This is a genomic window from Thermophagus sp. OGC60D27, assembly GCF_052400625.1.
Classification (GTDB): Bacteria; Bacteroidota; Bacteroidia; order Bacteroidales; family Marinilabiliaceae; genus Thermophagus.
Genome location: NZ_JBQTGH010000006.1, coordinates 20,952 through 47,670, shown reverse-complemented (window position 1 = coordinate 47,670; position 26,719 = coordinate 20,952). Strand labels below are relative to the sequence as shown.

Sequence of the window (26,719 nt, the reverse complement as noted above, 5' to 3'; positions counted from 1 at the left end):
ATATCGTAGAAGCTGCAAAATTAAAACATTTCACGAATTAACGGTAGCAATTTATCATTTAGCGAGGGCAAATCCATACAAATTTAAGCTATTTCCACTTGCACCATCATTCATTTCGCAGCGAACAAAAAAGAGTAACTTCTTTGGGAAAAAGAAAAGTCCGGATGGGAAAACCATCTTCTGGTTATCTCATCCGGACCCATTTGGCCTATTATGGCCTATTTTACAAGCCCTAAATAATTCTAATCAACGAGTCTTCATCAATTTAAGCACCTATAAGACCAACAATGCTCCTATCTATTTTTATAATGAATGGCCTGTAATCCTTTCAACCGTTGTGTACTGGTTTCAGGCGTAATATCCCTTTGCGGGTTGGCCAACATTTCGTACCCAACCATAAATTTCTTAACGGTAGCAGACCGCAACAATGGTGGATAGAAGTGCATATGAAGGTGCCATTCAGGATGCTCTTTACCATCGGTAGGAGCCTGATGGATTCCAGCCGAATAAGGGAATGAAGTCTCAAACAAATTATCATACCGAATGGTTAATTGCCGGTAGGCATCTGCAAGACCTGACTTTTCGTATTCGGTAAGTTCGTCCAAACTGGCTACCGGCCTACGACTCACAATCATTGCTTCAAAAGGCCACACTGCCCAGTAGGGCGACAAGACCACAAAATGGTCATTCTTGTATATGATTCTCTGGTCTTTTTCCAATTCACGACTAAGATAATCACTTAACAAAGTCCGTCCATGTTTATCAAAGTAAGCTTTTTGCTTTACTTGCTCCTTGAGGGGTTCCACGGGGATAGAACTGCCTGACCAAATCTGCCCATGGGGGTGTGGGTTACTGCACCCCATAACAGCCCCTTTATTTTCAAAAATTTGAACGTAATTAATGAAGTCTTTTGCGCCCAGTTCCCTATATTCCTTTTGCCATACATCCACCACACCACAGACAGCTTCGTGCGACATTTCAGGAATCGTTAAATCGTGCCGGGGAGAGAAACAAATCACTTTACAAATGCCCTGTTCACTGGCGGCACGGAACAATTCGCCGTCATTTTCTTCCCCTTTAGGAGTGTCGGATAACAATGCAGAAAAATCATTTACAAAAGTATAAGTAGCTTTGTAATCGGGATTTTTCTCGCCTCCTACCCGATCATTGCCCGGACACAAATAACACTTAGGATCATATTGAGGTCGTTTTTCATCCTGACCTTTTTCCACCTGGCCCTGCCATGGACGTTTGGCTCGGTGAGGAGATACCAGTACCCACTCACCTGTAAGCGCATTATATCTGCGGTGGGGATGCTCTTCCATATTAAACGTTTGCATAACCTAATATCATTTAAAAGAAAATTACTGATTACATTAAGCGACGTGCACCATCTCCAACGTCAGCAATATAAAATTGAGGCTTTAAGCCAGTTCTCTTTTCATACGCAGGTCCCACCTGATGGATGAAATCATCGGTTTTGTTTTCACGAACAATGGAAACGGTACAACCACCAAATCCGGCACCGGTCATTCTCGATCCTATAACCCCATCGGCTTTCCATGCCTCTTCGGCTAAAGCATCCAATTCCGGACCCGTAACTTCATAATCATCACGCAAAGAAACATGCGAAGCATTCATCAACTGTCCAAACTCCTGAATATTACCTTCTTTAAGCGCTCTCATAGCATCCAAAACACGCTGATTCTCTGTTATAACGTGACGAGCACGACGAAGCAGAACATCAGACGATAGACGTTCAAAAATCTGATTAAAAGTATGAAAATCAATATCGCTCAAAGAGTGGTACTCCCCTGATTTATTAAGTTCTTTCAGCGCCTGCTCACATTCGGATCTCCGCTCGTTGTATTTGGAATCAGCCAGACCACGCCGTTTATTGGTGTTGCTGATCACAATTTTATATCCATCCAGTTTTAAAGGGACTGTACTCCACTCCATAGTATCGCATTTTAATGCCAGAGCATGATCTTTTTTCCCCATCCCCACGGCAAACTGATCCATGATACCACAATTTACACCTACAAACTGATTCTCTGCATTTTGAGAGATTTTGACCATCTCCATCATTTCCAGATTCCCTCCAAAAATATCATTAATCATCACCGAGGTTACCAACTCGATTGAAGCCGAAGAAGATAATCCTGCTCCATTGGGAATATTGCCGCTGTAGAGAAGATCAACCCCTTGATCCATAACCACTCCTTGTTTTTTAAACTGATCCATCACACCCAACGGGTAATTCATCCAGGCATCACCGGATAATGGTTGACTAATATTTTCAATAGATACTGTTTCCCTCCGCTCCAAATTTTCGGATGCAAAACGCAAAACACGATCGTCATTTTTGCTAACCAGCAAATAGGTGCCGTAGCTCAGCGCACAAGGAAAAACATATCCTCCATTATAATCGGTATGCTCACCGATAAGATTTACCCGACCGGGCGAAAAAAAGACCGCTTCCACAGGCTTCTTGTAAATCTTTTCAAAATTTGATTTTAAAGCATTTAAGTCCATATCACTATTTTTAATTTCCTACTGGTAGGTACTGGTAGGCAAATATAAACATTTCCTTTCTATTACAGACAATTTTGAAATGCAAAATAAAAAAAGGGTGGTATTCGGCAGCTATTCCTTCTCGCCAAATCATCCGGGAAAGCATCAACCTACAATTAATCCTTTTTCTGACAAGATTTTATAACATCGTAACTATGCATCACGAAAAAAAAGAAAGAAAAAATGCAAACCTAGCACTACAGTGACTGCCGAATATTTAATCTAGAAGGATTTTTAAGACAAACTTTTTTGTTGGCCATGATTAGTTGTGCAAGATTTTTTCCCATTTCCACAAAATCGGTCGACAAAGTGGTGATACCTCCTGCCACGATTTCCTTTAAGCCGGTGTCGTTGAGAGAAATAATACCCACATCCCTCCCCGGTCTCAACATTTTACTATTCAAATCTTTAACCAGTTTAACCAAATCCCTGTCATTAGGAAGAATATAGACATTGCCTTTTTCTACCGGAGGCTTAAAGGAAGAAAGAATCTTATAAGGAAAGCAATAACGGTCACAGAACATTTTAAACCCCGTTAAGAAGCCCTCCGGCTCTTTTCCGCCAGGAAATATCAATGTCAACTTTTTATACTTCCTCAACAAATCCAAACCTGCACACAAACCACGATACATATCATCATGAAAATCCTGAAACACACAAGGATATCGATCATGGAGATATTCCGGATTTCGATCCAACAAATAAACTCTTTCCTGCTGCAATTGATTCAATACCTCAAGAACATTGGGCAGGTTGGCGGGCATAATAACATAAGACGTATAACGCTCTTTGCGCTCTAGCACCAGCGAGGCAAAAACTTCCGGATTAAAATGATGAAAAAAGATATCCACCACCGCATTGTCTCCAAGGTGTTCAATAAAAGAATTAAACAGATCTTCCTTAAAGGCGTTGAATTCATCAAAAAGCAGAAAAATCTTTTCCTCCTGACCAATATCAACCGAATCCACATAATAACCCTTTCCGGGAATACTTCGAATAATACCTCTGGCTTTTAATTCATTATAAGCCATCAAAACGGTATCTCTCGACAATTTAAACGTACGGGCAATGTCATTAACAGATGGTAATTTATCCTGAGATTTCAATTTTCCGCTCCGAACAGAATGAAGTACTGAATTAATAATCTGGCGATAACGAGGTTCTCCCTTGTTTTTATCGATATTTATAAATCTTTTTACCATTAGCTAAAAATAACATTCACAATTATTTCCATTCATTTAAGAACCAGTGATTTTTTAATTATTCCTCAGACCACACTAATCACGAAAATCTGTTCCAGCATTGTCTTAATAAATTCTATAATTACAGTTTTTTTTATTTCGGGAACCATGCTGTAATCACATAATTAGGTTTATTCCCGTTGGCTACTTATTTTTGTCCCGTCATTCATTCAATTAATAGCTCTTTATGAAACATATTAATAATTCAGCCTAAAAAAGTGAATTTATCCAATTTTATTTTTGAATGGCAGTATTATATATTAAAAAACAAAAAAATATTACACTCAAATATTTAAATTATCAACTGATGAAAATCCATGAGATACCCCTTCCTGACTCCAACAACAATTATATAAAACTTTTTGAATTAAAGAACAGTTTAGGCACTACGGTTCAAATTACCAATGCAGGGGCATGCATCACCAGCATTAAAACGGAAGACAAAAATGCAAATTTTTCAGACATAGTCCTTGGTTTTGATCATCCCGAAGAGTATTTGAACCCCGACTATTTGAATAATTGTGTATTTCTCGGTGCAACTGTAGGTCGATTTGCCAATCGTATAGCAAAAGGTAAATTTGAGTTGGAAGGGAAAGCATTTAACTTGAAAACCAACAACGGTGAAAACCATCTTCATGGGGGTCCTACCGGATTTCACTCTCGGATCTGGGAACCCCGTATTAATAAAACAAGTTCAAAAGATATGCTTGTCATGACTTTGACTAGTCCCGACAATGATGAAGGTTATCCCGGCACATTAAAAGTAGAAGTAACATTTTTCCTTACGAATGAAAATGAATTAATCATTAACTATAAAGCAGAAAGTGATGCCCCCACACCTGTAAACTTGACGAACCACAGCTACTTTAATTTAAGTGGTAAAGAGACGGACATTCTGGATCATGAGGTAATGATTTTTTCCGATAAATACACTCCTAAAAAAGGGGATATTCCTACAGGTGAAATTGCTCCCACGCAAGATACCCCATTTGATTTTAAAGATTTCCACAAGGTAGGAGAACGATTGAACGAACTTCTGGATGACGCCTACGACCACAATATGATCATTAACGGTGAAGAAGGAGAATTAAGAAGGGCGGCCTTGGTAAGGGAACCGGATTCGGGACGTACCTTGGAAGTTTTTACCACCATGCCGGGTATGCAATTCTATATCGGAAGATTTCTGGACGGCACCTATAGAAACGGAACTCGTATGTTTGACAAATTTGCCGGCATGTGCTTTGAAACGCAATATTTCCCTGATTCTCCCAATTGGCCAGCCTTCCCTTCCTGTATTTTTGGCCCGGAAAGACCCTACAGACATACCACAGTGTTCAAATTTGGAGTAAATAAGTAAGAATCATGATCAGTATAATTGACTATTTCGAGGGGAAGGTTGAGAAATATCCGGAACATCCTCTTTTGTGGGAAAAAAAAGAGGGTAGATTTCAACCTTCCAGTTATCGCCAGATACATGAAAAAGTGGTATCTCTGGCCGCAGGTTTAGTCTCAGTTGGAATCAACAAAGGAGACAGAATTGCCTTATTATCAGAAGGACGTAACGACTGGCTAATCTCAGAGTTGGCTATTCTACGGTGTGGTGCTATCAATGTGCCACTTTCCACCAAGCTGGAAGCTGACCAGGATCTGGTATTCCGACTCAATCATTCCGAGAGCAGAATGGTTATGGTATCTGAATATCAGCTGCCTAAAGTCAGGCAGATCATTGGTGAGATCCCTATGATTGAAAAGATAATTGTCTTTGATGAAATATCTGACCTTTCTTTGAAGGAATGCTCACTATCAGAGTTATACTCCTCCGGAGATCGTCTGTTAGAATCAAATCCAGAAATAGTAGAGGCGAGAAGAAAGGCGATTCATTATAATGATATCGCCAATATATCCTACACTTCAGGAACCACAGCTCAACCCAAAGGAATTATGCTCAGTCACCGAAATTATACTGCCAACGTGGAACAGGCATTTAGTTATATTGATATCCCTGCTCACTTCCGAACTTTGGCAGTGTTACCTTGGGATCATGCCTTTGCTCATACAGCAGCCCTTTACGCCTTTATGTATCGAGGGGCATCTATTGCGTCAGTGCAAGCCGGCAAAACACAAATGGAAACCCTTAAAAACTTTGCTAACAATATTCAAGAAATACAGCCTCATGTATTAATGAGTGTACCAGCCATTGCCAAAAACTTCCGAAAAAACATTGAAAAAGGGGTTATGGCCAAAGGGAAAGTAACAAATGCCCTTTTTCGGGTAGCCATGAAATATGCCATTTGGTACAATGGTACCGGCAACAACAAAGGCAGGGGAATAAAGAAACTGACCCAACCACTATATAGTTTATTTGATCAAATAATATTTAAACCCATAAGAACAAAATTCGGAGGAAATCTTCGATTTTTCATTGGCGGGGGCGCACTCCTTGACATTGAATTGCAAAAATTCTTTTATGCCATTGGTATCCCTATGTATCAGGGGTACGGACTGAGTGAGGCTTCACCCATCATATCCGCCAACACGCCTGCCCATCATAAAATGGGTTCTTCCGGACCAGTAGTTAATAACCTGGAAATAAAAATATGTGATGAATCCGGGAATTCCCTGCCTCCGGGACAATCGGGAGAAATTGTCATTAAAGGGGAAAATGTAATGCTGGGCTATTGGAAAAATGAAGAGGCCACGCAAGAGACCATAAAAGACGGATGGCTTTATACAGGAGATTTAGGTTATTTGGACCAAGAAGGCTATCTATATGTCTTGGGTAGATTTAAAAGCCTTCTCATTGGTTCGGACGGAGAAAAATATAGCCCTGAAGGGATTGAAGAAGCCATTGTGGATTATTGCTCCATGATTGATCAGGTAGTCTTACACAATAATCAAAATCCTTATACAACCGGGCTGATAGTGCCTAGTACAGAAAAGGTAATAGAGTATTTTAAATCGCTCAGCGATAACTTAACAGAAGACCAAAAGCTGGAAAAAACATTAAAAGCCATTCAACACCAGCTGGCCCAATTTAAAAAAGGAGGAAAACTTGAAAACCTCTTTCCTCAACGATGGTTACCTGCTGCCACAATTGTACTCCCTGAACCGTTTACCGAAGCCAACAAAATGTTGAATAGCACCATGAAGATAGTTCGACGAAAAGTGGAAGAAAATTATTCTGAAGAAATAGAATACCTATATTCACCTCAAGGAAGAGAATTTTTATCCGACTGGAACAAGAAAAATTTGGCGAAATATTTGAAGTAGTCAACAAATTTTGGAATTTTACATGTAAAAAATATCGTCAACGAAATAACAATTTCTTTAATTTGTAAAAAAAGCGCATAATTTTGCCACCAAAATACCAAAATATGCGTAAGCTATTTTTGTATTATTAAAGTTTTTATCATTTTTACAGTCGGTTAACTATGCCAAACATTAACTGTTTCATGAACACAGTCCAAATAACAATAACTGTAATATTAGTATTGATGCTTTCGTCCGTAACAAGTAGCTCTGCTCAAAGACGAGGAGGGTTTAATCTTAGTGATGGCTTAAGTATCACTCCCAAAGGTGGGTATAACCTGTTTTTTGGTGACTTGGTCGATGAGTCACGTGGAAGCTTTTCAGTAGGAGTCATGGCAGATCGGGAAATATCTAATTCCCTTTCACTGAGATCCCAGCTGATTGGTGGCAAAATGCAGGGAAAACAAGTTTTTTCCACCTCAGGACTTGTCTATGCAGAGTTTGATAATATCTATACAGAATTTACTATTGGTGGCGCTTACAGGCCGTTAAACCACCTCTTAGGATATTTCCGCGAAAGAAGATTCCAACCTTATGTGCATCTTGGAGCAGGATTAGTTTACTTTAGCGCAACTGAATATTGGGGACCTGCAAGTCCCGGCACTCCAGGCGAGGAATGGCGCACAGCTTCTGGGGTGGCCCCAGTGGTTGCAATGGGGGGAGGCACTTCAATCTGGATTAGCCCTATAATAAGTTTAAATTTAGAATTAACTGGTTCTCTACCTTTCTCAGATCAACTGGATGTTCATGATGTTTGGTATGCAACTTATGAAGATTGGGAAAACAAGGTAAATGCCCAAACAACTAATCCAAACGATTTCTATTATACATTTACTGTGGGAGTATCTTTCCTAATCGAGAAAAGTGGATTTTCAAACAATTCGAAATACAATCGAAGATCCTACATCAAAACCAGGAACTATTACAACTCAAAAAACAAAAGGCGTTCTTTCAAAAGACCCAAACAAAAGAAATTCTTGTTCTTTTAATAGAATTATTTTCAATGACCATATCAGAGGTTAATCCTCTGATACAGTCATTTGGTGCTCTATTAAACCAATATAATGGACAAAAAAGCAATTTCACGACAGCATGAACAAAAATACCACTCAAGTTTTGTCTGACATATATTGTGATAAATATCTTCCGACTTCAACTAAAATAAAGGACATTCAAGTATCCCCAAAAAATTTCTGGGAGCAAAGTATTTATTTTTTTTGATTTAGTAGTTTTTCCAAGCGGAACATTTCATCCCGGTATTGGGCAGCCTGAATAAAATCAAGTTCTTTCGACGCTTTTTTCATAGCTTCTCTAGTTTGATGAATGGCTTTTTCCAGCTTTTCAATGCTCATATACGACAGGACAGGATCGGCTGCCACATCTATATTTTGATCTTCGGGCCCCGAATAACCAAAAGAAGTTTCTTTTTCAGTTTCAATTCCTTTTTCTGCAAAAGTACTACCCCGTTTTTTAACAATTGCAGCAGGGGTAATACCAAATTTCTCATTATAGGCCAACTGTTTTTCCCGTCTATAGTTGGTGGCATCAATGGTTTGTTTCATCGATTTCGTAATGGTATCGGCATACATGATAACCAAACCATTCAGGTTTCTGGCAGCTCTTCCCGCTGTTTGCGTCAAAGAACGAGCAGAACGTAAAAATCCCTCCTTATCAGCATCAAGAATAGCCACCAACGACACCTCCGGTAAGTCTAATCCTTCTCTTAAAAGATTTACTCCAACCAAGACATCAATAACTCCACTTCTAAGATCTTCCATAATCTTGACCCGATCCAATGTATCAACATCCGAATGGATGTATTCACATTTAATATCCAACCGTTGGAGGTATTTGGTAAGCTCTTCTGCCATTCGTTTGGTAAGCGTGGTCACCAACACCCGTTCATTGATTTTTATTCGTTCTTGAATTTCCTCCAGAAGATCATCTATTTGGTTTAAGCTGGGCCTCACATCTATTTTAGGGTCAAGAAGACCAGTAGGTCGGATGACCTGTTCTACAATGACTCCTTCACTTTTTTCAATCTCAAAATCTGCAGGGGTAGCACTAACGAAAATAGCTTGATTGATCATTTTCTCGAACTCATCAAACTTGAGAGGCCGATTGTCCAACGCTGCCGGCAATCGAAATCCATATTCCACCAGATTTTGCTTACGACTATAATCTCCCCCGTACATAGCACGTATTTGTGGCAACGTAACGTGGCTCTCATCTACAACCATCAAAAAGTCAGATGGAAAATAATCCAGGAGACAGAAAGGACGAGTGCCCTCTGCACGCCCGTCAAAATAACGACTATAGTTCTCTATTCCCGGACAATGTCCTAGCTCCCTTATCATTTCCAGGTCATAATTCACCCTTTCTTCCAGACGTTTTGCCTCAATATTTTTCCCAGCATCTTTAAGGAAGGCTACTTGTTTTACCAAATCATCCTGAATAGATCGAATGGCCTGATTTATTCTCTCTTTAGTCGTTACAAAAATATTGGCAGGATAAATCAATATATCGTTCACGGAAGAGATCGTCCCATTGTTAATCGGATCAAAAGTCTCAATTGCCTCAATCTCATCCCCCCAGAAGATAATCCGGCAGGCATGATCGGCATATGCCAGAAAAACTTCCACAGTATCTCCTTTAACCCGAAAATTCCCACGATTAAATTCCACTTCATTACGGGAATAAAGCGCATCCACCAATTGCCTTAAAAACTTATTACGACCAATATTCTGTCCAATTTTTAAAGAAATAACATTTGCATGAAAATCTTCAGGATTACCAATCCCATATAGACAAGAAACCGACGATACTACAATCACATCTCTTCGTCCAGAAAGTAATGCAGAGGTAGCACTAAGTCGAAGTTTTTCTATCTCATCATTAATAGATAAATCTTTTTCAATGTAAGTATCGGTAACAGGGATATAGGCTTCAGGCTGGTAATAATCGTAGTACGAAACAAAATACTCTACTGCATTCTCAGGAAAGAAATTCTTAAACTCACCGTACAACTGCGCAGCCAGAGTTTTATTATGGCTAAGCACTAAAGTAGGTTTTTGAACTCGTTCAATAACATTAGCAATGGTAAAGGTTTTCCCCGAACCGGTAACGCCCAGCAGCGTTTGACAAGGAACCTCTTTATTGATTCCTTCCACTAACTGATTAATAGCTTCAGGCTGATCACCAGTGGGATGAAATTCCGAAACAATTTTAAAATCCATAAAGCATAATTTATTACCATGTGCCCTCAAACACAAACTGAGCTGGTCCTTTTAACCAAATATTTTCAAACACGCCATCTTCTCGGCAGACGAAACTCACCTTCAGCTCGCCACCAGGAACCTTCATAACAAAACTGTCACTAGTCCCGTTGGAATTAACATGAGTCGCAATGGCTGAAGCAACGGCACCCGTGCCACACGACCAAGTTTCATCCTCCACTCCCCGCTCATAGGTTCGCATCACGACCTCACCGTTTTGGGGGCGTCCAACAAAGTTAACATTGACTCCCTCTGGCGCAAAACATGCATGATTTCTCCAATGACGTCCTTCCCGAAAAACATCAATGGCGTATGGATCGTCTACCATTATAACAAAATGAGGTGAACCAGTATCCAAAAACCATCCATCCATTTCCTTTTTTACTTCATGAACATCGGTCATTTTTAATGTTACCAATTGATCATCTACCAACGCTTCATGCATTCCGTCAACAGCTTCGAAAGAAAAGTATTGCCTTCTAGGTGCTACACCCAAATCGGCAGCAAATGCAGCTATACATCGTCCCCCATTACCACACATGGTTGCCTCTTTCCCATCGCTATTGAAATAACGCATGGCAAAAAGCCCCTTATCCGACTCTTCCAATAACATTAATCCATCGGCGCCAACACCAAATCGACGGTGACAAATTGACTCAATTAACTTATAATCAGACCCATTAAACTTTTCATCTCGATTATCGATCAAAACAAAGTCATTCCCTGTTCCATGATATTTAAAAAACTTTATATCCTTCATCCCTATAAATTATAATGAACATCCAAAACGAAAACAAATCTATGCGATAAATGTTAAATTATTATCCAATTATTCATGCCCCAAAGCTACAAATTGCCATGAGCAATCAAAAAGTAAAAGCTTCATCAATACCAAACTAGGATTAAAAAAAGTTAACTTTTTCAATATATTCAAGAAAGGCATATCATTTGATTGATCTCATACGTGAGTTTAATTGTAAACAAAAAAAATAAAAACATGAATACGAAAAAAATATTTACACTTTTTTCAGTGTCTGTTTTGAGCGCTCTAATAGCCGTAATAGGCTACACCTATTTTGTAAAACCCTCCCCTACTGTTGTGGAAGTACCTCGCGCCGTCTATCCTGCGGCACAATATACCTCCTTACCCTCGTCATCTGCGTCGCAGGGTCAACTACCAGATTTAACTATCGCTGCAGAAAAGTCTATTCATTCTGTAGTTCACGTAAAAACCGTCTCTACACAAACCACCAATTATTCAGGCAATCCGCTTTACGATTTCTTTTTTGGTCCTGGTATGCAAATGCCAAGACAGCAACCGGTGATGGGATCCGGTTCTGGTGTAATAATTACTACCGATGGATATATAGTCACGAATAACCACGTTATTGAAGATGCCACCAATATTGAAGTTACCCTTAACGACAACAGAACATTTAAGGCAAAAATGATCGGAACCGATCCTGCCACGGATATTGCCTTAATAAAAATAGATGCTACGGACTTGCCCTATCTGGAATATGGAAATTCGGACGGCTTAAAGATTGGTGAATGGGTTTTGGCAGTTGGTAACCCCTTCAATCTAACTTCCACTGTCACGGCAGGTATAGTAAGTGCCAAATCGAGAAATATCAACATTCTACGACAAGGACAAGGAACTTTGGGTATAGAATCTTTTATCCAAACCGATGCGGCCGTCAATCCCGGTAATAGCGGTGGAGCTTTGGTAAACACATCAGGCAAACTGGTTGGCATTAATACTGCGATTGCTTCCCAAACAGGATCATATACAGGATACTCCTTTGCTGTTCCTGTCAGCATCGTAAAAAAAGTGGTAGCCGATTTGATGGAATACGGACAGGTGCAAAGAGGGGTTCTAGGCGTCAGCATCAGAGATGTGAATAGCGAGCTAAATGAGGAGCTGGATCTTGGAACCAACCAGGGAGCTTATGTTGCAGAAGTTGTCAATGGCAGTGGTGCAGAGGAAGCAGGCATTAAAAAAGGTGACGTCATTGTTAGTGTTGAAAATGAGCTTGTAACAAAAGTATCAGAACTTCAGGAAAAAATCAGTCGTCATCGTCCGGGAGATAAAGTCAATGTTACAGTCATTCGAGATGGCAAAAAGAAAGATTTTATTGTCACCTTACGAAACATTTACGGGTCCACAGACGTTGTAAAAGCAGATAAACCATTTAATTTATTGGGTGCTTCCTTCGAAGAGGTTTCCAAAAAGGAAATGATGAGGCTAAGAATTTCCCATGGCATTAAAGTTACTAATGTATCAGCAGGGAAATTTCGTGAGGCAGGGGTACAGGAAGGCTACATCATCACTAAAGCTAACCGTGTTCCTATTAACAGTGTAGAAGATTTAAGGAAAGTTGTAGAAATGGTTGAAGAAGGGTTATTCCTTTCAGGGATATATCCTAATGGACAGGTAGCCTATTATGCAATCAATTTGGACTATTGATATAATAAGCCAAATCACGTATATTGCTTGGAATAGTTCAATAATTATTGTAATTTTGCGGCGAAATTTTTGGAGGGTTTATGAGACAATTAAAAATAACGAAATCTATCACCAACCGCGAAAGCGCGTCACTAGACAAGTATCTTCAGGAAATTGGACGAGAAGATCTTATTTCCGTTGAAGAGGAAGTGGAGTTGGCTCAGCGCATTAAGAAAGGTGATCAGGTAGCATTGGAAAAATTAACTCGAGCCAATCTTAGGTTCGTAGTATCTGTTGCCAAACAGTACCAGAACCAGGGGCTTAGTCTTCCCGACCTGATCAATGAGGGGAATCTTGGGCTAATAAAGGCAGCAGAAAAGTTTGATGAGACTAGAGGTTTCAAGTTTATCTCTTATGCTGTATGGTGGATTCGTCAGTCCATTTTACAAGCATTAGCTGAGCAATCGCGGATTGTAAGATTGCCATTGAACCAAGTAGGTTCATTGAATAAAATAAACAAAGCCTATTCAAAATTTGAGCAGGAACATGAAAGAAAACCTTCGCCTGAAGAATTAGCAGATCAACTGGAATTGCCTGCAGAAAAAGTTGCGGATACTTTACGTGTTTCGGGACGACATATTTCCGTAGATGCCCCCTTCGTGGAAGGTGAAGACAACAGCCTGCTTGATGTCTTAGTGAATAACGATTCTCCCAATGCTGATAAAACCCTTATTAATGAATCGTTATCTAGAGAAATAGAAAGAGCTTTGGCTACACTTACCGAAAGGGAAAGTGACATCATAAAACTGTTCTTCGGTATCGGTTGTCAAGAAATGACTCTTGAAGAAATTGGTGAAAGGTTTGGGTTGACTCGTGAACGTGTCCGTCAGATAAAAGAAAAAGCAATTCGCAGATTAAGACATACGTCCAGGAGTAAATTGTTAAAATCTTATCTGGGTTAAAAAAAATTTTAAGCTAAAAAAAAGGTTGTTCGTAAATTGGACAGCCTTTTTTTATATAAAAAACCGAATAAAAAAAAGAGAGACTTTCAATTGAAAGTCTCTTTTTTTTTAAAATCATAAAATCCAATTATGCATCAATATTAGCATATGTAGCATTTTGCTCAATAAATTCCCGCCTGGGAGGAACATCATCCCCCATCAACATACTAAAAATCCTGTCTGCTTCTGCAGCATTTTCGTAAGTAACTTGGCGCAAAAGGCGTTTTTCCGGATTCATTGTTGTCAACCATAATTGTTCGGCATTCATTTCTCCAAGCCCTTTATATCGTTGAACATGGACACTATCTTCTTTACCGTTGGCATACTTTTCAACAAATTCTCTTCGCTGTGCATCCGTCCAACAATACTCTTCAAATTTACCTTTCTTAAGGAAATAAAGCGGCGGTGTTGCTATATAAAGATAACCTCTTTTAATCAGCTCTTTCATATAACGGAAGAAGAACGTCATGATAAGCGTAGCGATGTGACTTCCATCCACATCAGCATCCGTCATAATCACAATTTTATGGTATCTTAGTTTGTCAAGATTTAACTCTTTACTATCATCGTCTGTTCCAATTGTAACGCCCAATGCTGTAAAAATATTTTTTATCTCTTCATTTTCGAAAACCTTATGTTGGAGCGCTTTTTCCACATTCAAGATTTTACCCCGTAATGGAAGGATCGCTTGGAAACGACGATCTCGTCCCTGTTTGGCAGTACCACCTGCCGAATCACCCTCCACCAAAAAGATCTCTGCTTTTTCAGGGTTTCGTACGGAACAATCGGCTAGTTTACCGGGCAATCCTCCACCCGAAAGTACACTTTTCCGCTGCACCAATTCCCTAGCTTTTCTAGCTGCATGCCGAGCAGTCGCCGCAAGAATTACTTTATTTACAATTGCTTTTGCTTCTTTCGGATTTTCTTCCAGATAATTGGCAAGCATAGTACTTACCGCCTGATCCACAGCCAAACTCACATCACTGTTTCCCAACTTAGTTTTGGTCTGTCCTTCAAACTGGGGTTCAGCAACTTTCACAGAAATAACAGCCGTTAGTCCCTCTCTGAAATCATCCCCACTAATATCAAATTTCAATTTGGAAAACATACCGGATTTTTCAGCCCAGGTTTTCAAGGTCCTCGTAAGCCCCCGACGAAAACCGGTTAAATGTGTACCTCCCTCAATAGTGTTAATATTATTCACATAAGAATAAACATTCTCATTAAATGAAGTATTGTAGAGAATGGCAATATCAACTGGGATATCATTTTTTACCGTAGATATGAAAATTGGCTTTTCAATTAATGGTTCACGATTTCCATCAATGAAACTAACAAATTCAACTAATCCATCTTCAGAATGAAATCGTTCCGATTTAAAATTTCCCTCTTCGTCTTTTTCTCTTTTATCGGTTAGCACAATCTCCAACCCTGCATTCAAAAAAGCTAATTCCCGCATCCTACCGGCAAGAATACTATATTTAAATTCAGTATTATTGAATATCGTGGAATCGGGCATAAAAGTTATGCCAGTCCCAGTTTGGTCAGAAGCCCCAATCTCGGCAATAGGTGATAGAGGTTTTCCTCTTTGATATTCCTGGCGAAAAATTTTACCATCCCGCCGAACTTCAGCTTTCAAACTGGAAGACAAAGCATTTACACATGAAACCCCAACACCGTGAAGTCCTCCGGAAACTTTATAACTGTCTTTATCGAATTTTCCACCGGCATGAAGAACAGTCATAACAACTTCCAAAGCCGATCTTCCTTCTTTTTCATGAAAATCAACCGGAATACCGCGACCATTGTCTAATACTGTAACACTCCCATCCTCATTAATGGTGACCTGTATAGAACTACAGTAGCCAGCCAGAGCTTCATCAATAGAGTTGTCAACAACTTCATACACCAAATGGTGTAAGCCTTTTTGACCAACGTCCCCAATATACATCGCAGGTCTTTTACGTACAGCTTCAAGTCCTTCAAGAACCTGAATACTACTTGCACTATAGCCGTTTACTTCAGCCCCCTGATTATTTTCATTTACCTTTTCATTCATTGTTAAAATGTTATTAATTAGAATGCTGTCAATTGATATTTTCCAGGCATTCAAAATTGCCATACAAATATAGCAAAACCAACGGTATTTACCGCCTATAAAGACAACTAATTCAGGGAGGCAAACATTTTTAAACCACTAATTTACAACCCATTAAAATTATTTACCTTTTTTATCCCCTGAACAAAAAACAAATGCAATAACAAAATAGGGTAATTCAAGAATAGATAGTAACAAGAAGACGTCGAGGACTGGCGAAATTTCGGAATTCGCAAAGATAAATTCCTTGCCACGTTCCCAAAGCTAAGCGATGATTAACCACTGGAATGGTAAGCGATACTCCAACCATTGAACTCTTGGCATGGGCAGGCATGTCATCCGGTCCCTCTAAAGTATGACTATAATCCGGATCATTTTCTTTTACTAGTTTATTAAAAATGGTTTCAAAATCCTTTCTCACTGACGGATCAGCATTTTCATTAATGGCAAGTGCTGCAGAAGTATGCTGCAAAAAGATATTCACCAACCCTTTTTCAGGTAACTGTGGAAGATCAGAGGTTATAAATCTGGTTACCAAATGAAAACCACGTCCCATTTTGGGCAGAGTAATATTTATTTGTTGAACCATTTTACAAAAGAATTATATTAAAGAGTAATTTTGGAGAACTCATTTATTTTTCAAGTTTAATTTGCACCTAATTGTTTTATTACACGTCGAAAACAAATAATTCTCCAGAATTAAGAATGTTGTTCTAAATTTTAAATCTCAAATTTTCTGATTCCCAAACGTTGGGATTCACTACAGGCAATCCTTTCATCCCTTGAAAAAAATCAACAATAATCGCTGCCACCTGACTACTCATTTCTGTTCGTGCTTCACGAGTAGCACTCCCCACATGAGGAACTACCAATACGTTAGACATATGTAATAATTCTTCAGGCACTTCCGGTTCATTGGCAAACACATCTAGCGCCGCACCAGCAATTTCTTTATTTTTTAAAGTGTCAATTAATGCTTCCTGATTAACCACAGCTCCACGCGAAGTATTCACTAAAAAAGCTGATGGTTTCATCAGTTTAAGTTCCGGGTAAGAAATCAATGACTTGGTTTCCGGAGTTAACGGTACATTGAGGGAAATAAAATCAGAATTGCGTAATAAATTTTCCAAATCAGTATACCTAGCGTCATATTTCTCTTCAACATCAGGAGCAAGTTTATTTCTGTTATGGTAAATAATATCCATACCAAACGCCAATGCCCTTTTTGCAACAGCTTTACCGATAGCGCCCATTCCAATTATCCCCAAGGTCTTATTTTGAAGAGTAGTTCCCCAATTATTAAGGACCCCCCAATCACATATCTTTTTGGCGCGTAGTCCACGATCAAATTCAGAAATTCTTCTCGCAACATCAATCATTAATCCCATGGTCAACTCAGCAGTCGGCTCAGTCACTGAATCTGGTGTGTTGGTAACGACAATGCCCAATTGAGTTGCCAGCGCCACATCAATATTGTCGGTTCCTGCACCATAATTGGCAATAAGTTTCAGTCGTGTCCCCAATTTCATTACTTCTTGATCCACCGGGTTTCCAAAAACTGAAACAGCGCCATCACATTCTGGAATGCGAGAAACAAGCTCCTCTTTAGTAAAGCCATCATTGTCAGGCCAAATCAATTCAAAATCCGAACTAAGTTTTTTTAATGGCTCTTCAGGAATCCTGTGAGATATTAAAATCTTCTTTTTCATCAGTATAAAAATTGGTTAATCCATTGGTCTGATGGATCTAGCATGACTCAGGGTCTATACATACTCTTTTGTGACAATCTCACTTTGTCATGCAGGTTTCTTTGTCATCATTAATCATTTTAATTCCAATTGTTCTTAACAAATAAAAATCATAAATATGACAAACAAATTCACGAATTTCCATAAACCAAAATCAAATTATCCTGCAAAATACTTAAATGCATCAAATATCAATATAGCAGGCCAAACCAATGCTTTGAAAAAACCTAACACCCCCATCCAAAAACCCGTAGCCTGAGAAATAAAAAATACAGCAGCTCCAATAACTCCCAAACCATAAACTGCATCGCCGGAATGTGATCCACATTTAGATTGTTTGCTCATAACATTTTCTCATTAATTGCACTAATTACTAATTTTACAATTATCACTCCTAACCATCATTCTCAACTGCCAATTAAACGCCGGGACGCAATTTTAAAAATTTCCCATCACCTTCACTTTGCAGTTTTCATCTTCGCGCATTAAACTTCCGGCAAAAAGCGATTAATTTTACCATCACTAAATAAAAATCCATATTATTTAGATTGTTTCCCAAATATACATCATATTCCTATAATCTTCTACACCGTTTTCTTGTAATTTAGAACGGCAAATCCGAATAACGTTATTGCAAGGATTGAAATGCCCACAACTTGCCGCCACAAATCATTCAGCCCGGCTCCTTTTAAAAGAATAGCACGCATTACATCAATAAAATAGTACAAGGGATTTATCAAATTTATCTTTTGGCCCCATTCGGGCATATTATCCACAGAAGTAAAGATGCCACTCATTAGGATAAATACCAAAAGAAAAAAATAACTCACAAATGTGACCTGTTGCTGTGAGGTAGAAAATGTAGAAAGTAATAACCCAAGCCCCAAGAGCCCAATCAAATAAAGTGTAGCTATTCCAAAGACCAACCACAGGCTCCCCTGAATTGGTATATGATATACCACACGCCCTATTATCAACCCCAGAGCCAGCTCAAAAAGCCCTATTACTAAAAAAGGAAGTAATTTGGCCACAATAAATTGCCACTTCTGAACTGGTGTCACATTTATTTGTTCAATGGTTCCCATCTCTTTTTCCCTGACAAGATTCATGGCCGACAAAAACATTCCGATCACCGATATCAATACTACCAGAATCCCGGGCACCATAAAATATTTATAGTTTAGATCTGGATTGTACCAATAAGAATATGTGTTCTGAATACTGCTACCCATAGGGAGGCCAAAAGTCTCTGTTCCATAGTTTACACCAAGCTGTGCTACAAAATTTTGCAAATATGCATAGCCCAATTGTGCTTGCTGGGAATTGATCGCATTGGCCAGCAACTGAATGCTTATCGGCTCTCCGATCATTAACGACTTCTCAAAGCCATCGGGGATAACAACCACAAGATCTGCACTTCCTTTTTCTATTTTCTCCTTAGCGAAGGATACGTCAGCATTAATCTGCTCGACAACGAAAAAAGGAGAAGCATCCAACTCAGAAATGAGTCTCCGACTCCAAGGAGAATGATCCTGATCGGCAACCGTAAGTTTCAGATTTTTCATCTCGAAAGTGGCCGCATTCACCAAAATAAGCAATTGCACAATGGGAATAACGATTATCAATCTCAGAATAGTCTTATTGCGATATATCTGAATGAATTCTTTCTGCAGCAAATAAAATAATATCCTCATCAAATTATCATTAAATTTTATAACGAAAGCAATAGAATGCTACCACATTAGCTAACAACACATTTCAAACATCCAACTAATTATAAATAAAAAAAAACCAAGTATAAAATCACGATAACCGTATCTTAAAGTTCTTAATACTTAAAAAGAGAAAGGCAACAAGAAAAGACCCCATAATCAACAATTCTTTCCAAACAACCCCAAAATTCCCTGCTTGAAACATGACGATCTTAACCGCCTTAATATAATAGCGTGGGGGCATTATATTACTTAACCACTGAAGCAACGAAGGCATATTCTCTATAGGATAAATAAAGCCGGATAATAAAACGGTAGGTAACAAAAGCGCAAAAAGTGAAATAAACATAGCCACCATCTGACTCCCGGCAACCGTGGAAATGAAAATACCTAACGACAAAGAAAGCATGATATAAACCAGATTAATCAGGGCTAACAAGGTCCAACTACCTTCCATGGGGACTTTAAAAATTAAAATTCCTACAGCCAGAATACTCACGGCATTTAAGAAAGATAAAAGAATGTATGGGGCAACCTTCCCCAAAATTATTTGCCATGGTTTGAGCGGTGAAATAAGAAGCACTTCCATTGAGCCATATTCTTTTTCTCTTGTAATAGAAATCGACGTCATCATTGCCGAGATTAATATAAGGATCATAGCCATTATTCCCGGCACCGACATAAAAACCCCTTTTAATCCCGGATTATAGAACATTCTGGGTTCAATTGTTATCGGATTAACATGGATGGCATTCTTAATTTTTAACTCCGAGCCATAGACAGATATGATTCCTCTGGCATAATTGACCAACATCTGTGCAGTATTTGCTTCAGAAGCATCGGCAATAAGTTGTATTTTGGCCCCATAGTGTGAAGCAACATCGTTCCCAAAGCCAGGGGGAAATATCACGACCATTCTAACCTTTCCCTGTCGCAATGCAACCTTCACTTCATCTTCGTTATGGAAATACTGTTTCAACGTAAAATACCCGGATGATACCAAACGGTCGGTTAGTTGGCGGCTGGTAAAATCATTGGATTTATCGTAAACCCCTATTTTTGCCTCATTAATTTCGGTAGTAATAACATAACCAAAAATAAAAATCTGTGCCAAAGGCATAATTAACAATACAATCAATGTCCTTTTATCTCGAATAATATGAATGGTCTCTTTTTTTACAAAAACCCATAACTGTCCCATCTTAAAACGTTTAAAAAATAAAAACTAATATTTCCTAAGGACTACACCGAATCTTTTTAGTTTCACATCATAATTATCATCACCAACCAAATCTTTCCACTTCTTCATCCCAAGATTATGACCTGGTAAGTTTTAAAAACACATCATTCATGGTTTGGCATTCAAACTGTTCTTTAAGTCTTCGGGGGGTATCTATTGCTTTTATGCTGCCGTTAGCCATCATGGTCACTCTATTGCAATATTCTGCCTCGTCAAGATAATGAGTGGTTACAAAAACGGTAATTCCATCCTCTGCGGCTTCATAAATCATTTCCCAAAATTGACGTCGGGTTATGGGATCCACACCGGAGGTCGGTTCGTCCAAAAAAACAATTTTCGGCTGATGGATAATTGCTACCGAAAAAGCCAATTTCTGTTTCCATCCCAGAGAAAGCGTTTTAATCAGTCGTTTTTTTTCTTTCAATAATCCAAGTTTTCGAAGCATTTGCTCCGAACGAATTTGAATTTCTTTGGCCCTCAATCCGTAAATGGCTCCAAATAATCGGATATTCTCATAAATTGAAAGATCTTCATAAAGCGAAAACTTCTGGCTCATATACCCAATATTCCGTTTTACCATCTCAGGATGCGTCTTTACATCATAACCTGCAACCATCACCTTTCCCGAAGTAGGAACCGACAGACCACAAAGAATTTTTATAGCCGTAGTCTTTCCGGCACCATTAGCACCAAGAAATCCAAAAATCTCACCCTGCTGCACATGAAATGTAAGACGATCATTGGCTGTGAAATCACCAAACTTCTTAACCAAATCAATAACTTCTATGGCTTTTCCCATGGTTTCATTTTCGTTCATCCGCATAAAATTTTGCGATATTCACAATTAATCATGCTTGTTTCATTTATGTATAGTTGTCTTAATGAATTATCCCATTTTTGCACTTATCCCTTAAGTATCCATGAATTACAAGCTGTAACAGGAGGTTTCGACACAAATACATTCCATTGATTTTTAAGCATCAACATTATTATTCATTAACGACATAAACCGATCTTCTATATTGGGTTGAAGAATTCTTATTTTCACCTGAGAAAGGTCATTTTCGGTCAAAAAACGCATCAGATCCGACCGATAATCTTTACCGTCTTGGAAGGTCAAATGCAGCTCTTCCCCAAAAGGATAGACAGACGCCACCTTGTGAAACGCCTTACAATGCAACAATAACTGGTACATATTATCTCCTGAAACTCCGAATAATGGGCCCTCAAAACCACCGGAAACCTCATCCGGGGTTGCAATATCAAGGATCCTACCTTTCTGGATCAAGGCCACCCGATCGCATAAAGAAGCCTCATCCATGTAGGGCGTTGAGACTAAAATTGTGATTCCCGATTTTCTGAGTTTTTGTAACATTTCCCAAAATTCGCTTCGTGATACGGCATCCACTCCTGTTGTTGGTTCATCCAGTACTAGCAACTTTGGTTTGTGAATCAGTGCACAGGAAAGTGCTAACTTCTGTTTCATTCCACCCGACAGCTTCCCGGCCGGTCGTTTTTTAAATGGCTCAATCTGTTGATAGATTTCTTTTATCAGGTAATAATTCTCTTCTACTGTTGTAGCAAAAACAGAAGCAAAAAAATTTAAGTTTTCTTCCACTGTGAGATCTTCATATAAAGAAAACTTTCCCGGCATATAGCCTACCATTCTCCGGATTTCTTTATAATCGTCAACCGGATTTTTCCCCCATAAACTCAACTTTCCTTCATCGGCCAGAAGAAGAGAAATAATAATCCGAAACATGGTGCTTTTTCCGGCTCCATCCGGGCCAATCAATCCGAAGAGTTCGCCATCATTTACTTTAAAAGAAACAGCGTTCAAAGCCTTCAATCCGCCAAAACTCTTCGAAACATTTTCCACTTTAATCATTACTCAGAAAATTTTAATGACTTTCCATCGGATTATCATTATTGCTAAAAGAAAACCTCCCCCGGCATCCCAATTTTAATTTTTCCGTCGGAATTGGGGACTCTTATTTTAATGGCATATACCAAATCAACTCTCTCTTCTTTTGTTTGAATAATTTTGGGCGTAAATTCTGCGGAAGAAGATACCCATGAGATCACTCCCTTTCTTCGGTGGTCGTTATTTTTATCCTTATCAAAGCCTATCTCTATTTCCTGTCCCAACTGCACATCATCTAGCTGAGAACCCGAAATATAGGCTCTCAAAATCAACTCATTGGTATTTGCCATTTTTAAAACCGGCTTACCAAAAGTGATCACCTCTCCGGCTTCGGCATATTTTTGCAAAACAGTTCCTGAGAATGGAGCCACCATTTTGCACCTGGCCAATTTCTCTTTGGCAGCATTTATTTTGGCCTCCACCACCCTCTCTTCTGCCCTGATCGCTAAAGCCTGAGACTGCATCTGCTCCAACTCTTTCTGCGCGATTTTAAATTGGCCAGTTACCTCATCATACTTTTGGGCAGAAAGGGCCTTTTCCTGAAACATTTTGGTAACTCTGTTAACTTCTTTTTGGATTACCTTCAAACGCTCTTTTTGGACTTCTACACTTTTCTGAAGCTGTACCAACCTCGCTTCCGCACTGCTTTTAGATGCCAACAATTGATCCAACTCAATCCGTGGAAACGTGGTATCTATTAAAGCAATTACTTTTTCTTCCTCTACCAAATCACCTTCTTTCACGTCGAACCATTGAATCTTACCTGCGGCCTCTGAACTAATAACCACTTCCTCTGCCTCAAAATTACCATAAGCATCGGCCCGTTCATTATTCCCAACACATCCCGAAAGAATAACAGCAATACCGAATCCGCCTATAATATATCCGAGCCACTGTATGTTACAGATTGTTTTATACCATGAAATCATATTCCCTATTTTATATTTTAATTATCGATTCCTTAAACCTTCATTCCATTAATTGCTAAAACTATTTTTTTAACTCTTGTCCACCGGTAAGATATTTCAAAGCCATTCCCTGCAAATACTCCAACCTATGAATACCCTTGTTGAGTCGCGCATTCATTACTGCATTTAAATCAGAAACGTAGTCGGCAGAAGTAACCATTCCGTTCTTCAGCTTCTTCTCACTTTCCAAGGCCACCTTCTCCCGAAGGGCAACTATATCCTGATCCAATTCAATCATTGCAAGGTATTGACTAATCTCACCGTTAAGCTGAGTATGAATTCTCTGCTGATTAACAGAAAAGGTTTCCTTTTTCAAATCAACCAATCCGGCCTCATTTAACAAACTCATTTTCTGTCGCTTCGCCTGTTTCCAATCCCATGGATTCCATTTCAACCGGATACCAATCATCATAAATGAATCAAACTGATCTTTCAACATATTATATCCAGGATTTCCGTATCCCCCCTGAGCGAAAGCAGATAAAACAGGCCTTCGATTATTTTGAACAAGCAATGCTGCCATCCCTGTCTTCTTTTTTTGCAGCTCAAACAAACGGTATTCAGGCCGAATTTCGGGAACAAGAAAATCGGAAGCTTCGGGCTTAGAAAGCTGTTTAGCAGAAGTTATTTCTCTTCCCACATAAGAAGAAAGGTTATCTAATAACGCGCCAAGACCATACTGAAGAGCCACTTGTTGCTGTCGTGCCAAGAGCTCTTCAGCTTCAAGGGTATTAACCTCAGCGCTACTAATCATTCCGTTATCCAATGCCGAATGCAATTCATTTATTCGTGACTGAAGCGTTTCGATTTTTCTCTGCACCTGTAATTCTTTTTCTTCCATCATCAAAATCTGAAAAAACAGATTAGTCACTCTTTGCTTGACTTCATAAATCTGAATCTCTATATTTTGTTGTTCAATTCTTCCGGAAATCTCCTCCATCTGGCTTTGGGTTTGGATACGACCTCCATCATAGATTGCCTGACTCACATCCAGAGCTATTTTATACTGATCTTTTGGCGCGGAGGGTATATCAAAACCAGGCATTGCAGCTCCCGTCTCCAAATGTGTCACATTACTTTGCCAGGAAGCCTGTCCTGAAATTTCCATTCGTGGGAACCATTGAACACGTACATTCTTGATATTGGTCTCAGTGATATGTTTAAGCAGTACTTTCCCTTTAATTAATGGATAATGATTTCGTGATAGTTCCCAACAGTCGTTCAAAGAATAGGGTTGCGCAATCAAAACATTAAGCCAAACCCCCAACACCAATGTCATGCAAAACTTTATCATATTGTTTTTATTTCATTATTATCGTTTCTTTGCAAAATCTCCCTCCGGATATATGGATAATATATTAAAATGCACTCTACAAATATTATTCGCACTTTCCTACTACCTGCACTTTTCATTCTGACATTAAATAATAAATTATGTAAACGTTTTACTAACAAAAACACTCCGGCAGATAAATTCATATACCGTTTTCCTCCTATTCTTCAAAAAGTGACCATATTCTTCATTAGACTCCCAAAACATGTTGCGAATTAATGGCCTTGCTATAAAAGGAAAAATGGAAAGACCTACCACATTAATTATTAATTCGCGAGGATCCATTTTCACAATTTCCCCTTTATCAATTGCAGTTTGAACTATCTTAATAACCTTTTCGGGCTCCAATCCGGAGGAGAGTAACAACTCTTTTATTCGATCCGGCGATCGATTGATTTCTCCGACCACAAAAGCTGCCAAAAAGGGTTTATCTTCCAAAATATCCATATAGCCATTTACCAACGTAGTTATTAGATCACGAATATCTACAACCTCTTTTTGAGTTTCCCTTTGAATAGAAGGCCAAAATTGACTGAAGGCTTCCTTAAAAATCCGATCAAATAATTTATCCTTACTTCTGAAATAATAATGAAGCAACGCTTTATTAATGCCTGCTTCATCAGCAATTTCCTGCATTCGGGCACCCTCATACCCTTTTTTCTCGAAAACCCTATTCGCCGCATTTAAGATTCTTTCTTCTGTATCTGGACTCTTATCCTTTTTGTTTTTCACCATTTCGTTTAACTATTACATTTAACCAATTGGTCAAATTTAGTTTGTTTTTTATTCAAAGCCAACTTTATTTTAAAAAAAAGAGAAATTTACTTTCCGGAAGAAACTGGACGAGCCACTAAAACACCATTTATATGCTTCCGTTTACGGACATATTCCCCTAACCCTGTTTCGGAAATGGTCACTTCATTTCCAACCGTCGAAGCATGAATAAAAGATAGTTGTGAATCAACATGGTAAGCAAGCCCCACATGCACTACATCTAAACCCTCAATAGAAGTACACAAAGCTATTACATCCCCATCTTGAATAGAATCGGACAAAGATTCAATTTTTTCTTCGGAGACATACTTGAATGACAACTTAGAAATTCTTCCCTCATGAATTTTCATTTGACTCACCAAACTAGAATCTTCTGCAAATTTGGGATATAGATCTGCATGAGCAGACATAAAATCCACATTCACAGACAATACTTTATCCCCAAATCCATTACTAACCACCTTCACAAATCCCATTTCCTCATTGTCGTACAACCAATCAGTAAAATAGTGTAACCGAGAGGCATACCCTTCGATCTCACCTTTTCGGTAACGAATATCTCTCAACTTTTCATAAAAGTATGGTAGTGAAGACTGATCCGATTTAATACAAAGAGACAAAGCAAGAACATTCTCTACAAAAGTAGTGCAATCAAACTCTCTAAGATTTATCACCAATTGTTCGGGACCTGATTTCTCAAGAGTATGTGCAACATACGGACTTCCAATAAAAAATTTACCAACATTCAGAATAACATCCTGTAAAGATTGACTACCAATATTATTCGCAACGGACCAATCCATCAGTTTTTTAAAAATGACTGAATCTTGGTGCGTAACCTCAACCTCCTGGGGACTCTCTTCTTTCTCTATAACCTTCACATCCCCTTTTCCTGTCCCTTTTAAATGACAGCCCTCTAGGACAAAAGAAATCATTAATAAAAACAAAATGCCAAATTGAAATACTTCCTTTCTCATAACTTCAACCTAAATAAATTATCCATGAAGATATGCAAATGTGTCAGGGAATGAACATTCCACTATGATACGGGTTTTGCTATCTAACAACCAAAAGTA

General features: G+C 38.8%; 22 protein-coding genes. 5 read left to right on the top strand and 17 right to left on the bottom strand.

Annotated elements, in window-relative coordinates; translation table 11 throughout:
* Nucleotides 1-293 precede the first annotated feature (293 nt).
* The 3 genes from ACT29H_RS08580 to ACT29H_RS08570 form a co-directional block, all read right to left on the bottom strand.
* Nucleotides 294-1,340: a UDP-glucose--hexose-1-phosphate uridylyltransferase gene (locus ACT29H_RS08580; RefSeq protein ID WP_444821210.1), complete on the bottom strand. Its 1,047-nt coding sequence runs from the start codon at nucleotides 1,338-1,340 to the stop codon at nucleotides 294-296.
* 31 nt (nucleotides 1,341-1,371) lie between these two features.
* Nucleotides 1,372-2,535 (bottom strand): galactokinase, encoded by a 1,164-nt coding sequence (locus tag ACT29H_RS08575; RefSeq protein ID WP_444821209.1) that lies wholly within the window; start codon nucleotides 2,533-2,535, stop codon nucleotides 1,372-1,374.
* Between the two features lie 236 nt (nucleotides 2,536-2,771).
* Nucleotides 2,772-3,776, bottom strand: a complete 1,005-nt coding sequence (locus tag ACT29H_RS08570) for a GntR family transcriptional regulator (RefSeq protein WP_444821208.1) — start codon at nucleotides 3,774-3,776, stop codon at nucleotides 2,772-2,774.
* Between the two features lie 346 nt (nucleotides 3,777-4,122).
* Here ACT29H_RS08570 and ACT29H_RS08565 point away from each other — a divergent pair, with 346 nt between their 5' ends.
* The 3 genes from ACT29H_RS08565 to ACT29H_RS08555 all read left to right on the top strand — a co-directional run bounded on the left by ACT29H_RS08565 (nucleotide 4,123) and on the right by ACT29H_RS08555 (nucleotide 8,113).
* Nucleotides 4,123-5,172, top strand: a complete 1,050-nt coding sequence (locus ACT29H_RS08565) for an aldose epimerase family protein (RefSeq protein WP_444821207.1) — start codon at nucleotides 4,123-4,125, stop codon at nucleotides 5,170-5,172.
* A gap of 5 nt (nucleotides 5,173-5,177) precedes the next feature.
* Nucleotides 5,178-7,085 carry an AMP-dependent synthetase/ligase gene (locus tag ACT29H_RS08560; protein WP_444821206.1) on the top strand — a complete coding sequence of 636 codons (1,908 nt, stop codon included), beginning with the start codon at nucleotides 5,178-5,180 and terminating at the stop codon, nucleotides 7,083-7,085.
* A gap of 182 nt (nucleotides 7,086-7,267) precedes the next feature.
* Nucleotides 7,268-8,113, top strand: a complete 846-nt coding sequence (locus ACT29H_RS08555; protein ID WP_444821205.1) for a hypothetical protein — start codon at nucleotides 7,268-7,270, stop codon at nucleotides 8,111-8,113.
* Between the two features lie 219 nt (nucleotides 8,114-8,332).
* On the opposite strand, the gene uvrB is transcribed toward ACT29H_RS08555, so the two are convergent.
* Nucleotides 8,333-10,360 carry an excinuclease ABC subunit UvrB gene (gene uvrB / locus ACT29H_RS08550; RefSeq protein ID WP_444821204.1) on the bottom strand — a complete coding sequence of 676 codons (2,028 nt, stop codon included), beginning with the start codon at nucleotides 10,358-10,360 and terminating at the stop codon, nucleotides 8,333-8,335.
* 13 nt (nucleotides 10,361-10,373) lie between these two features.
* Complete coding sequence (gene dapF / locus ACT29H_RS08545) at nucleotides 10,374-11,159, bottom strand: diaminopimelate epimerase (protein WP_444821203.1); 786 nt, start codon at nucleotides 11,157-11,159, stop codon at nucleotides 10,374-10,376.
* A 237-nt stretch (nucleotides 11,160-11,396) separates the two neighbouring features.
* Here dapF and ACT29H_RS08540 point away from each other — a divergent pair, with 237 nt between their 5' ends.
* The gene (locus ACT29H_RS08540) at nucleotides 11,397-12,866 is read left to right on the top strand and encodes a Do family serine endopeptidase (RefSeq protein WP_444821202.1); all 1,470 of its coding nucleotides are present in this window, start codon (nucleotides 11,397-11,399) and stop codon (nucleotides 12,864-12,866) included.
* Between the two features lie 80 nt (nucleotides 12,867-12,946).
* The gene (locus ACT29H_RS08535; protein ID WP_444821201.1) at nucleotides 12,947-13,807 is read left to right on the top strand and encodes a sigma-70 family RNA polymerase sigma factor; all 861 of its coding nucleotides are present in this window, start codon (nucleotides 12,947-12,949) and stop codon (nucleotides 13,805-13,807) included.
* 127 nt (nucleotides 13,808-13,934) lie between these two features.
* Here ACT29H_RS08535 and gyrB read toward each other — a convergent pair whose 3' ends face one another.
* From gyrB to ACT29H_RS08475, 12 genes are all read right to left on the bottom strand, one after another.
* Nucleotides 13,935-15,905, bottom strand: a complete 1,971-nt coding sequence (gene gyrB / locus ACT29H_RS08530) for a DNA topoisomerase (ATP-hydrolyzing) subunit B (RefSeq protein WP_444821200.1) — start codon at nucleotides 15,903-15,905, stop codon at nucleotides 13,935-13,937.
* Between the two features lie 217 nt (nucleotides 15,906-16,122).
* Nucleotides 16,123-16,533, bottom strand: coding sequence for a secondary thiamine-phosphate synthase enzyme YjbQ (locus tag ACT29H_RS08525; protein ID WP_444821199.1), 411 nt, complete (start codon nucleotides 16,531-16,533; stop codon nucleotides 16,123-16,125).
* Between the two features lie 124 nt (nucleotides 16,534-16,657).
* Nucleotides 16,658-17,653 carry an NAD(P)-dependent oxidoreductase gene (locus ACT29H_RS08520; RefSeq protein WP_444821198.1) on the bottom strand — a complete coding sequence of 332 codons (996 nt, stop codon included), beginning with the start codon at nucleotides 17,651-17,653 and terminating at the stop codon, nucleotides 16,658-16,660.
* Nucleotides 17,654-17,851: 198 nt separating this feature from the next.
* Nucleotides 17,852-18,037, bottom strand: a complete 186-nt coding sequence (locus tag ACT29H_RS08515) for a hypothetical protein (protein WP_444821197.1) — start codon at nucleotides 18,035-18,037, stop codon at nucleotides 17,852-17,854.
* Between the two features lie 239 nt (nucleotides 18,038-18,276).
* Nucleotides 18,277-19,386 carry an ABC transporter permease gene (locus ACT29H_RS08510; RefSeq protein ID WP_444821196.1) on the bottom strand — a complete coding sequence of 370 codons (1,110 nt, stop codon included), beginning with the start codon at nucleotides 19,384-19,386 and terminating at the stop codon, nucleotides 18,277-18,279.
* Between the two features lie 109 nt (nucleotides 19,387-19,495).
* The gene (locus ACT29H_RS08505) at nucleotides 19,496-20,605 is read right to left on the bottom strand and encodes an ABC transporter permease (protein WP_444821195.1); all 1,110 of its coding nucleotides are present in this window, start codon (nucleotides 20,603-20,605) and stop codon (nucleotides 19,496-19,498) included.
* A 115-nt stretch (nucleotides 20,606-20,720) separates the two neighbouring features.
* On the bottom strand, nucleotides 20,721-21,461 hold the full coding sequence (locus ACT29H_RS08500; RefSeq protein WP_444821194.1) for an ABC transporter ATP-binding protein: 741 nt from the start codon (nucleotides 21,459-21,461) through the stop codon (nucleotides 20,721-20,723).
* 156 nt (nucleotides 21,462-21,617) lie between these two features.
* Nucleotides 21,618-22,532, bottom strand: a complete 915-nt coding sequence (locus ACT29H_RS08495) for an ABC transporter ATP-binding protein (protein WP_444821193.1) — start codon at nucleotides 22,530-22,532, stop codon at nucleotides 21,618-21,620.
* A gap of 44 nt (nucleotides 22,533-22,576) precedes the next feature.
* Nucleotides 22,577-23,497, bottom strand: a complete 921-nt coding sequence (locus ACT29H_RS08490; protein WP_444821192.1) for an HlyD family secretion protein — start codon at nucleotides 23,495-23,497, stop codon at nucleotides 22,577-22,579.
* 61 nt (nucleotides 23,498-23,558) lie between these two features.
* On the bottom strand, nucleotides 23,559-24,830 hold the full coding sequence (locus tag ACT29H_RS08485; protein ID WP_444821191.1) for a TolC family protein: 1,272 nt from the start codon (nucleotides 24,828-24,830) through the stop codon (nucleotides 23,559-23,561).
* Nucleotides 24,831-24,968: 138 nt separating this feature from the next.
* Nucleotides 24,969-25,604: a TetR/AcrR family transcriptional regulator gene (locus tag ACT29H_RS08480; protein WP_444821190.1), complete on the bottom strand. Its 636-nt coding sequence runs from the start codon at nucleotides 25,602-25,604 to the stop codon at nucleotides 24,969-24,971.
* 86 nt (nucleotides 25,605-25,690) lie between these two features.
* Complete coding sequence (locus ACT29H_RS08475) at nucleotides 25,691-26,620, bottom strand: N-acetylmuramoyl-L-alanine amidase-like domain-containing protein (RefSeq protein WP_444821189.1); 930 nt, start codon at nucleotides 26,618-26,620, stop codon at nucleotides 25,691-25,693.
* Between the last annotated feature and the right edge of the window lie 99 nt (nucleotides 26,621-26,719).

What these genes read in the sequence shown, in the direction of transcription:
- dapF (WP_444821203.1), bottom strand. Translation starts at nt 11,159, where the DNA reads ATGAAGGATATAAAGTTTTTTAAATATCATGGAACAGGGAATGACTTT.
- ACT29H_RS08570 (WP_444821208.1), bottom strand. Translation starts at nt 3,776, where the DNA reads ATGGTAAAAAGATTTATAAATATCGATAAAAACAAGGGAGAACCTCGT.
- ACT29H_RS08495 (WP_444821193.1), bottom strand. Translation starts at nt 22,532, where the DNA reads ATGATTAAAGTGGAAAATGTTTCGAAGAGTTTTGGCGGATTGAAGGCT.
- ACT29H_RS08510 (WP_444821196.1), bottom strand. Translation starts at nt 19,386, where the DNA reads ATGAGGATATTATTTTATTTGCTGCAGAAAGAATTCATTCAGATATAT.
- ACT29H_RS08525 (WP_444821199.1), bottom strand. Translation starts at nt 16,533, where the DNA reads ATGGTTCAACAAATAAATATTACTCTGCCCAAAATGGGACGTGGTTTT.
- ACT29H_RS08490 (WP_444821192.1), bottom strand. Translation starts at nt 23,497, where the DNA reads ATGATTTCATGGTATAAAACAATCTGTAACATACAGTGGCTCGGATAT.
- ACT29H_RS08580 (WP_444821210.1), bottom strand. Translation starts at nt 1,340, where the DNA reads ATGCAAACGTTTAATATGGAAGAGCATCCCCACCGCAGATATAATGCG.
- gyrB (WP_444821200.1), bottom strand. Translation starts at nt 15,905, where the DNA reads ATGAATGAAAAGGTAAATGAAAATAATCAGGGGGCTGAAGTAAACGGC.
- ACT29H_RS08535 (WP_444821201.1), top strand. Translation starts at nt 12,947, where the DNA reads ATGAGACAATTAAAAATAACGAAATCTATCACCAACCGCGAAAGCGCG.
- ACT29H_RS08540 (WP_444821202.1), top strand. Translation starts at nt 11,397, where the DNA reads ATGAATACGAAAAAAATATTTACACTTTTTTCAGTGTCTGTTTTGAGC.
- ACT29H_RS08485 (WP_444821191.1), bottom strand. Translation starts at nt 24,830, where the DNA reads ATGATAAAGTTTTGCATGACATTGGTGTTGGGGGTTTGGCTTAATGTT.
- ACT29H_RS08560 (WP_444821206.1), top strand. Translation starts at nt 5,178, where the DNA reads ATGATCAGTATAATTGACTATTTCGAGGGGAAGGTTGAGAAATATCCG.
- ACT29H_RS08480 (WP_444821190.1), bottom strand. Translation starts at nt 25,604, where the DNA reads ATGGTGAAAAACAAAAAGGATAAGAGTCCAGATACAGAAGAAAGAATC.
- ACT29H_RS08565 (WP_444821207.1), top strand. Translation starts at nt 4,123, where the DNA reads ATGAAAATCCATGAGATACCCCTTCCTGACTCCAACAACAATTATATA.
- ACT29H_RS08575 (WP_444821209.1), bottom strand. Translation starts at nt 2,535, where the DNA reads ATGGACTTAAATGCTTTAAAATCAAATTTTGAAAAGATTTACAAGAAG.
- uvrB (WP_444821204.1), bottom strand. Translation starts at nt 10,360, where the DNA reads ATGGATTTTAAAATTGTTTCGGAATTTCATCCCACTGGTGATCAGCCT.
- ACT29H_RS08475 (WP_444821189.1), bottom strand. Translation starts at nt 26,620, where the DNA reads ATGAGAAAGGAAGTATTTCAATTTGGCATTTTGTTTTTATTAATGATT.
- ACT29H_RS08555 (WP_444821205.1), top strand. Translation starts at nt 7,268, where the DNA reads ATGAACACAGTCCAAATAACAATAACTGTAATATTAGTATTGATGCTT.
- ACT29H_RS08515 (WP_444821197.1), bottom strand. Translation starts at nt 18,037, where the DNA reads ATGAGCAAACAATCTAAATGTGGATCACATTCCGGCGATGCAGTTTAT.
- ACT29H_RS08520 (WP_444821198.1), bottom strand. Translation starts at nt 17,653, where the DNA reads ATGAAAAAGAAGATTTTAATATCTCACAGGATTCCTGAAGAGCCATTA.
- ACT29H_RS08500 (WP_444821194.1), bottom strand. Translation starts at nt 21,461, where the DNA reads ATGAACGAAAATGAAACCATGGGAAAAGCCATAGAAGTTATTGATTTG.
- ACT29H_RS08505 (WP_444821195.1), bottom strand. Translation starts at nt 20,605, where the DNA reads ATGGGACAGTTATGGGTTTTTGTAAAAAAAGAGACCATTCATATTATT.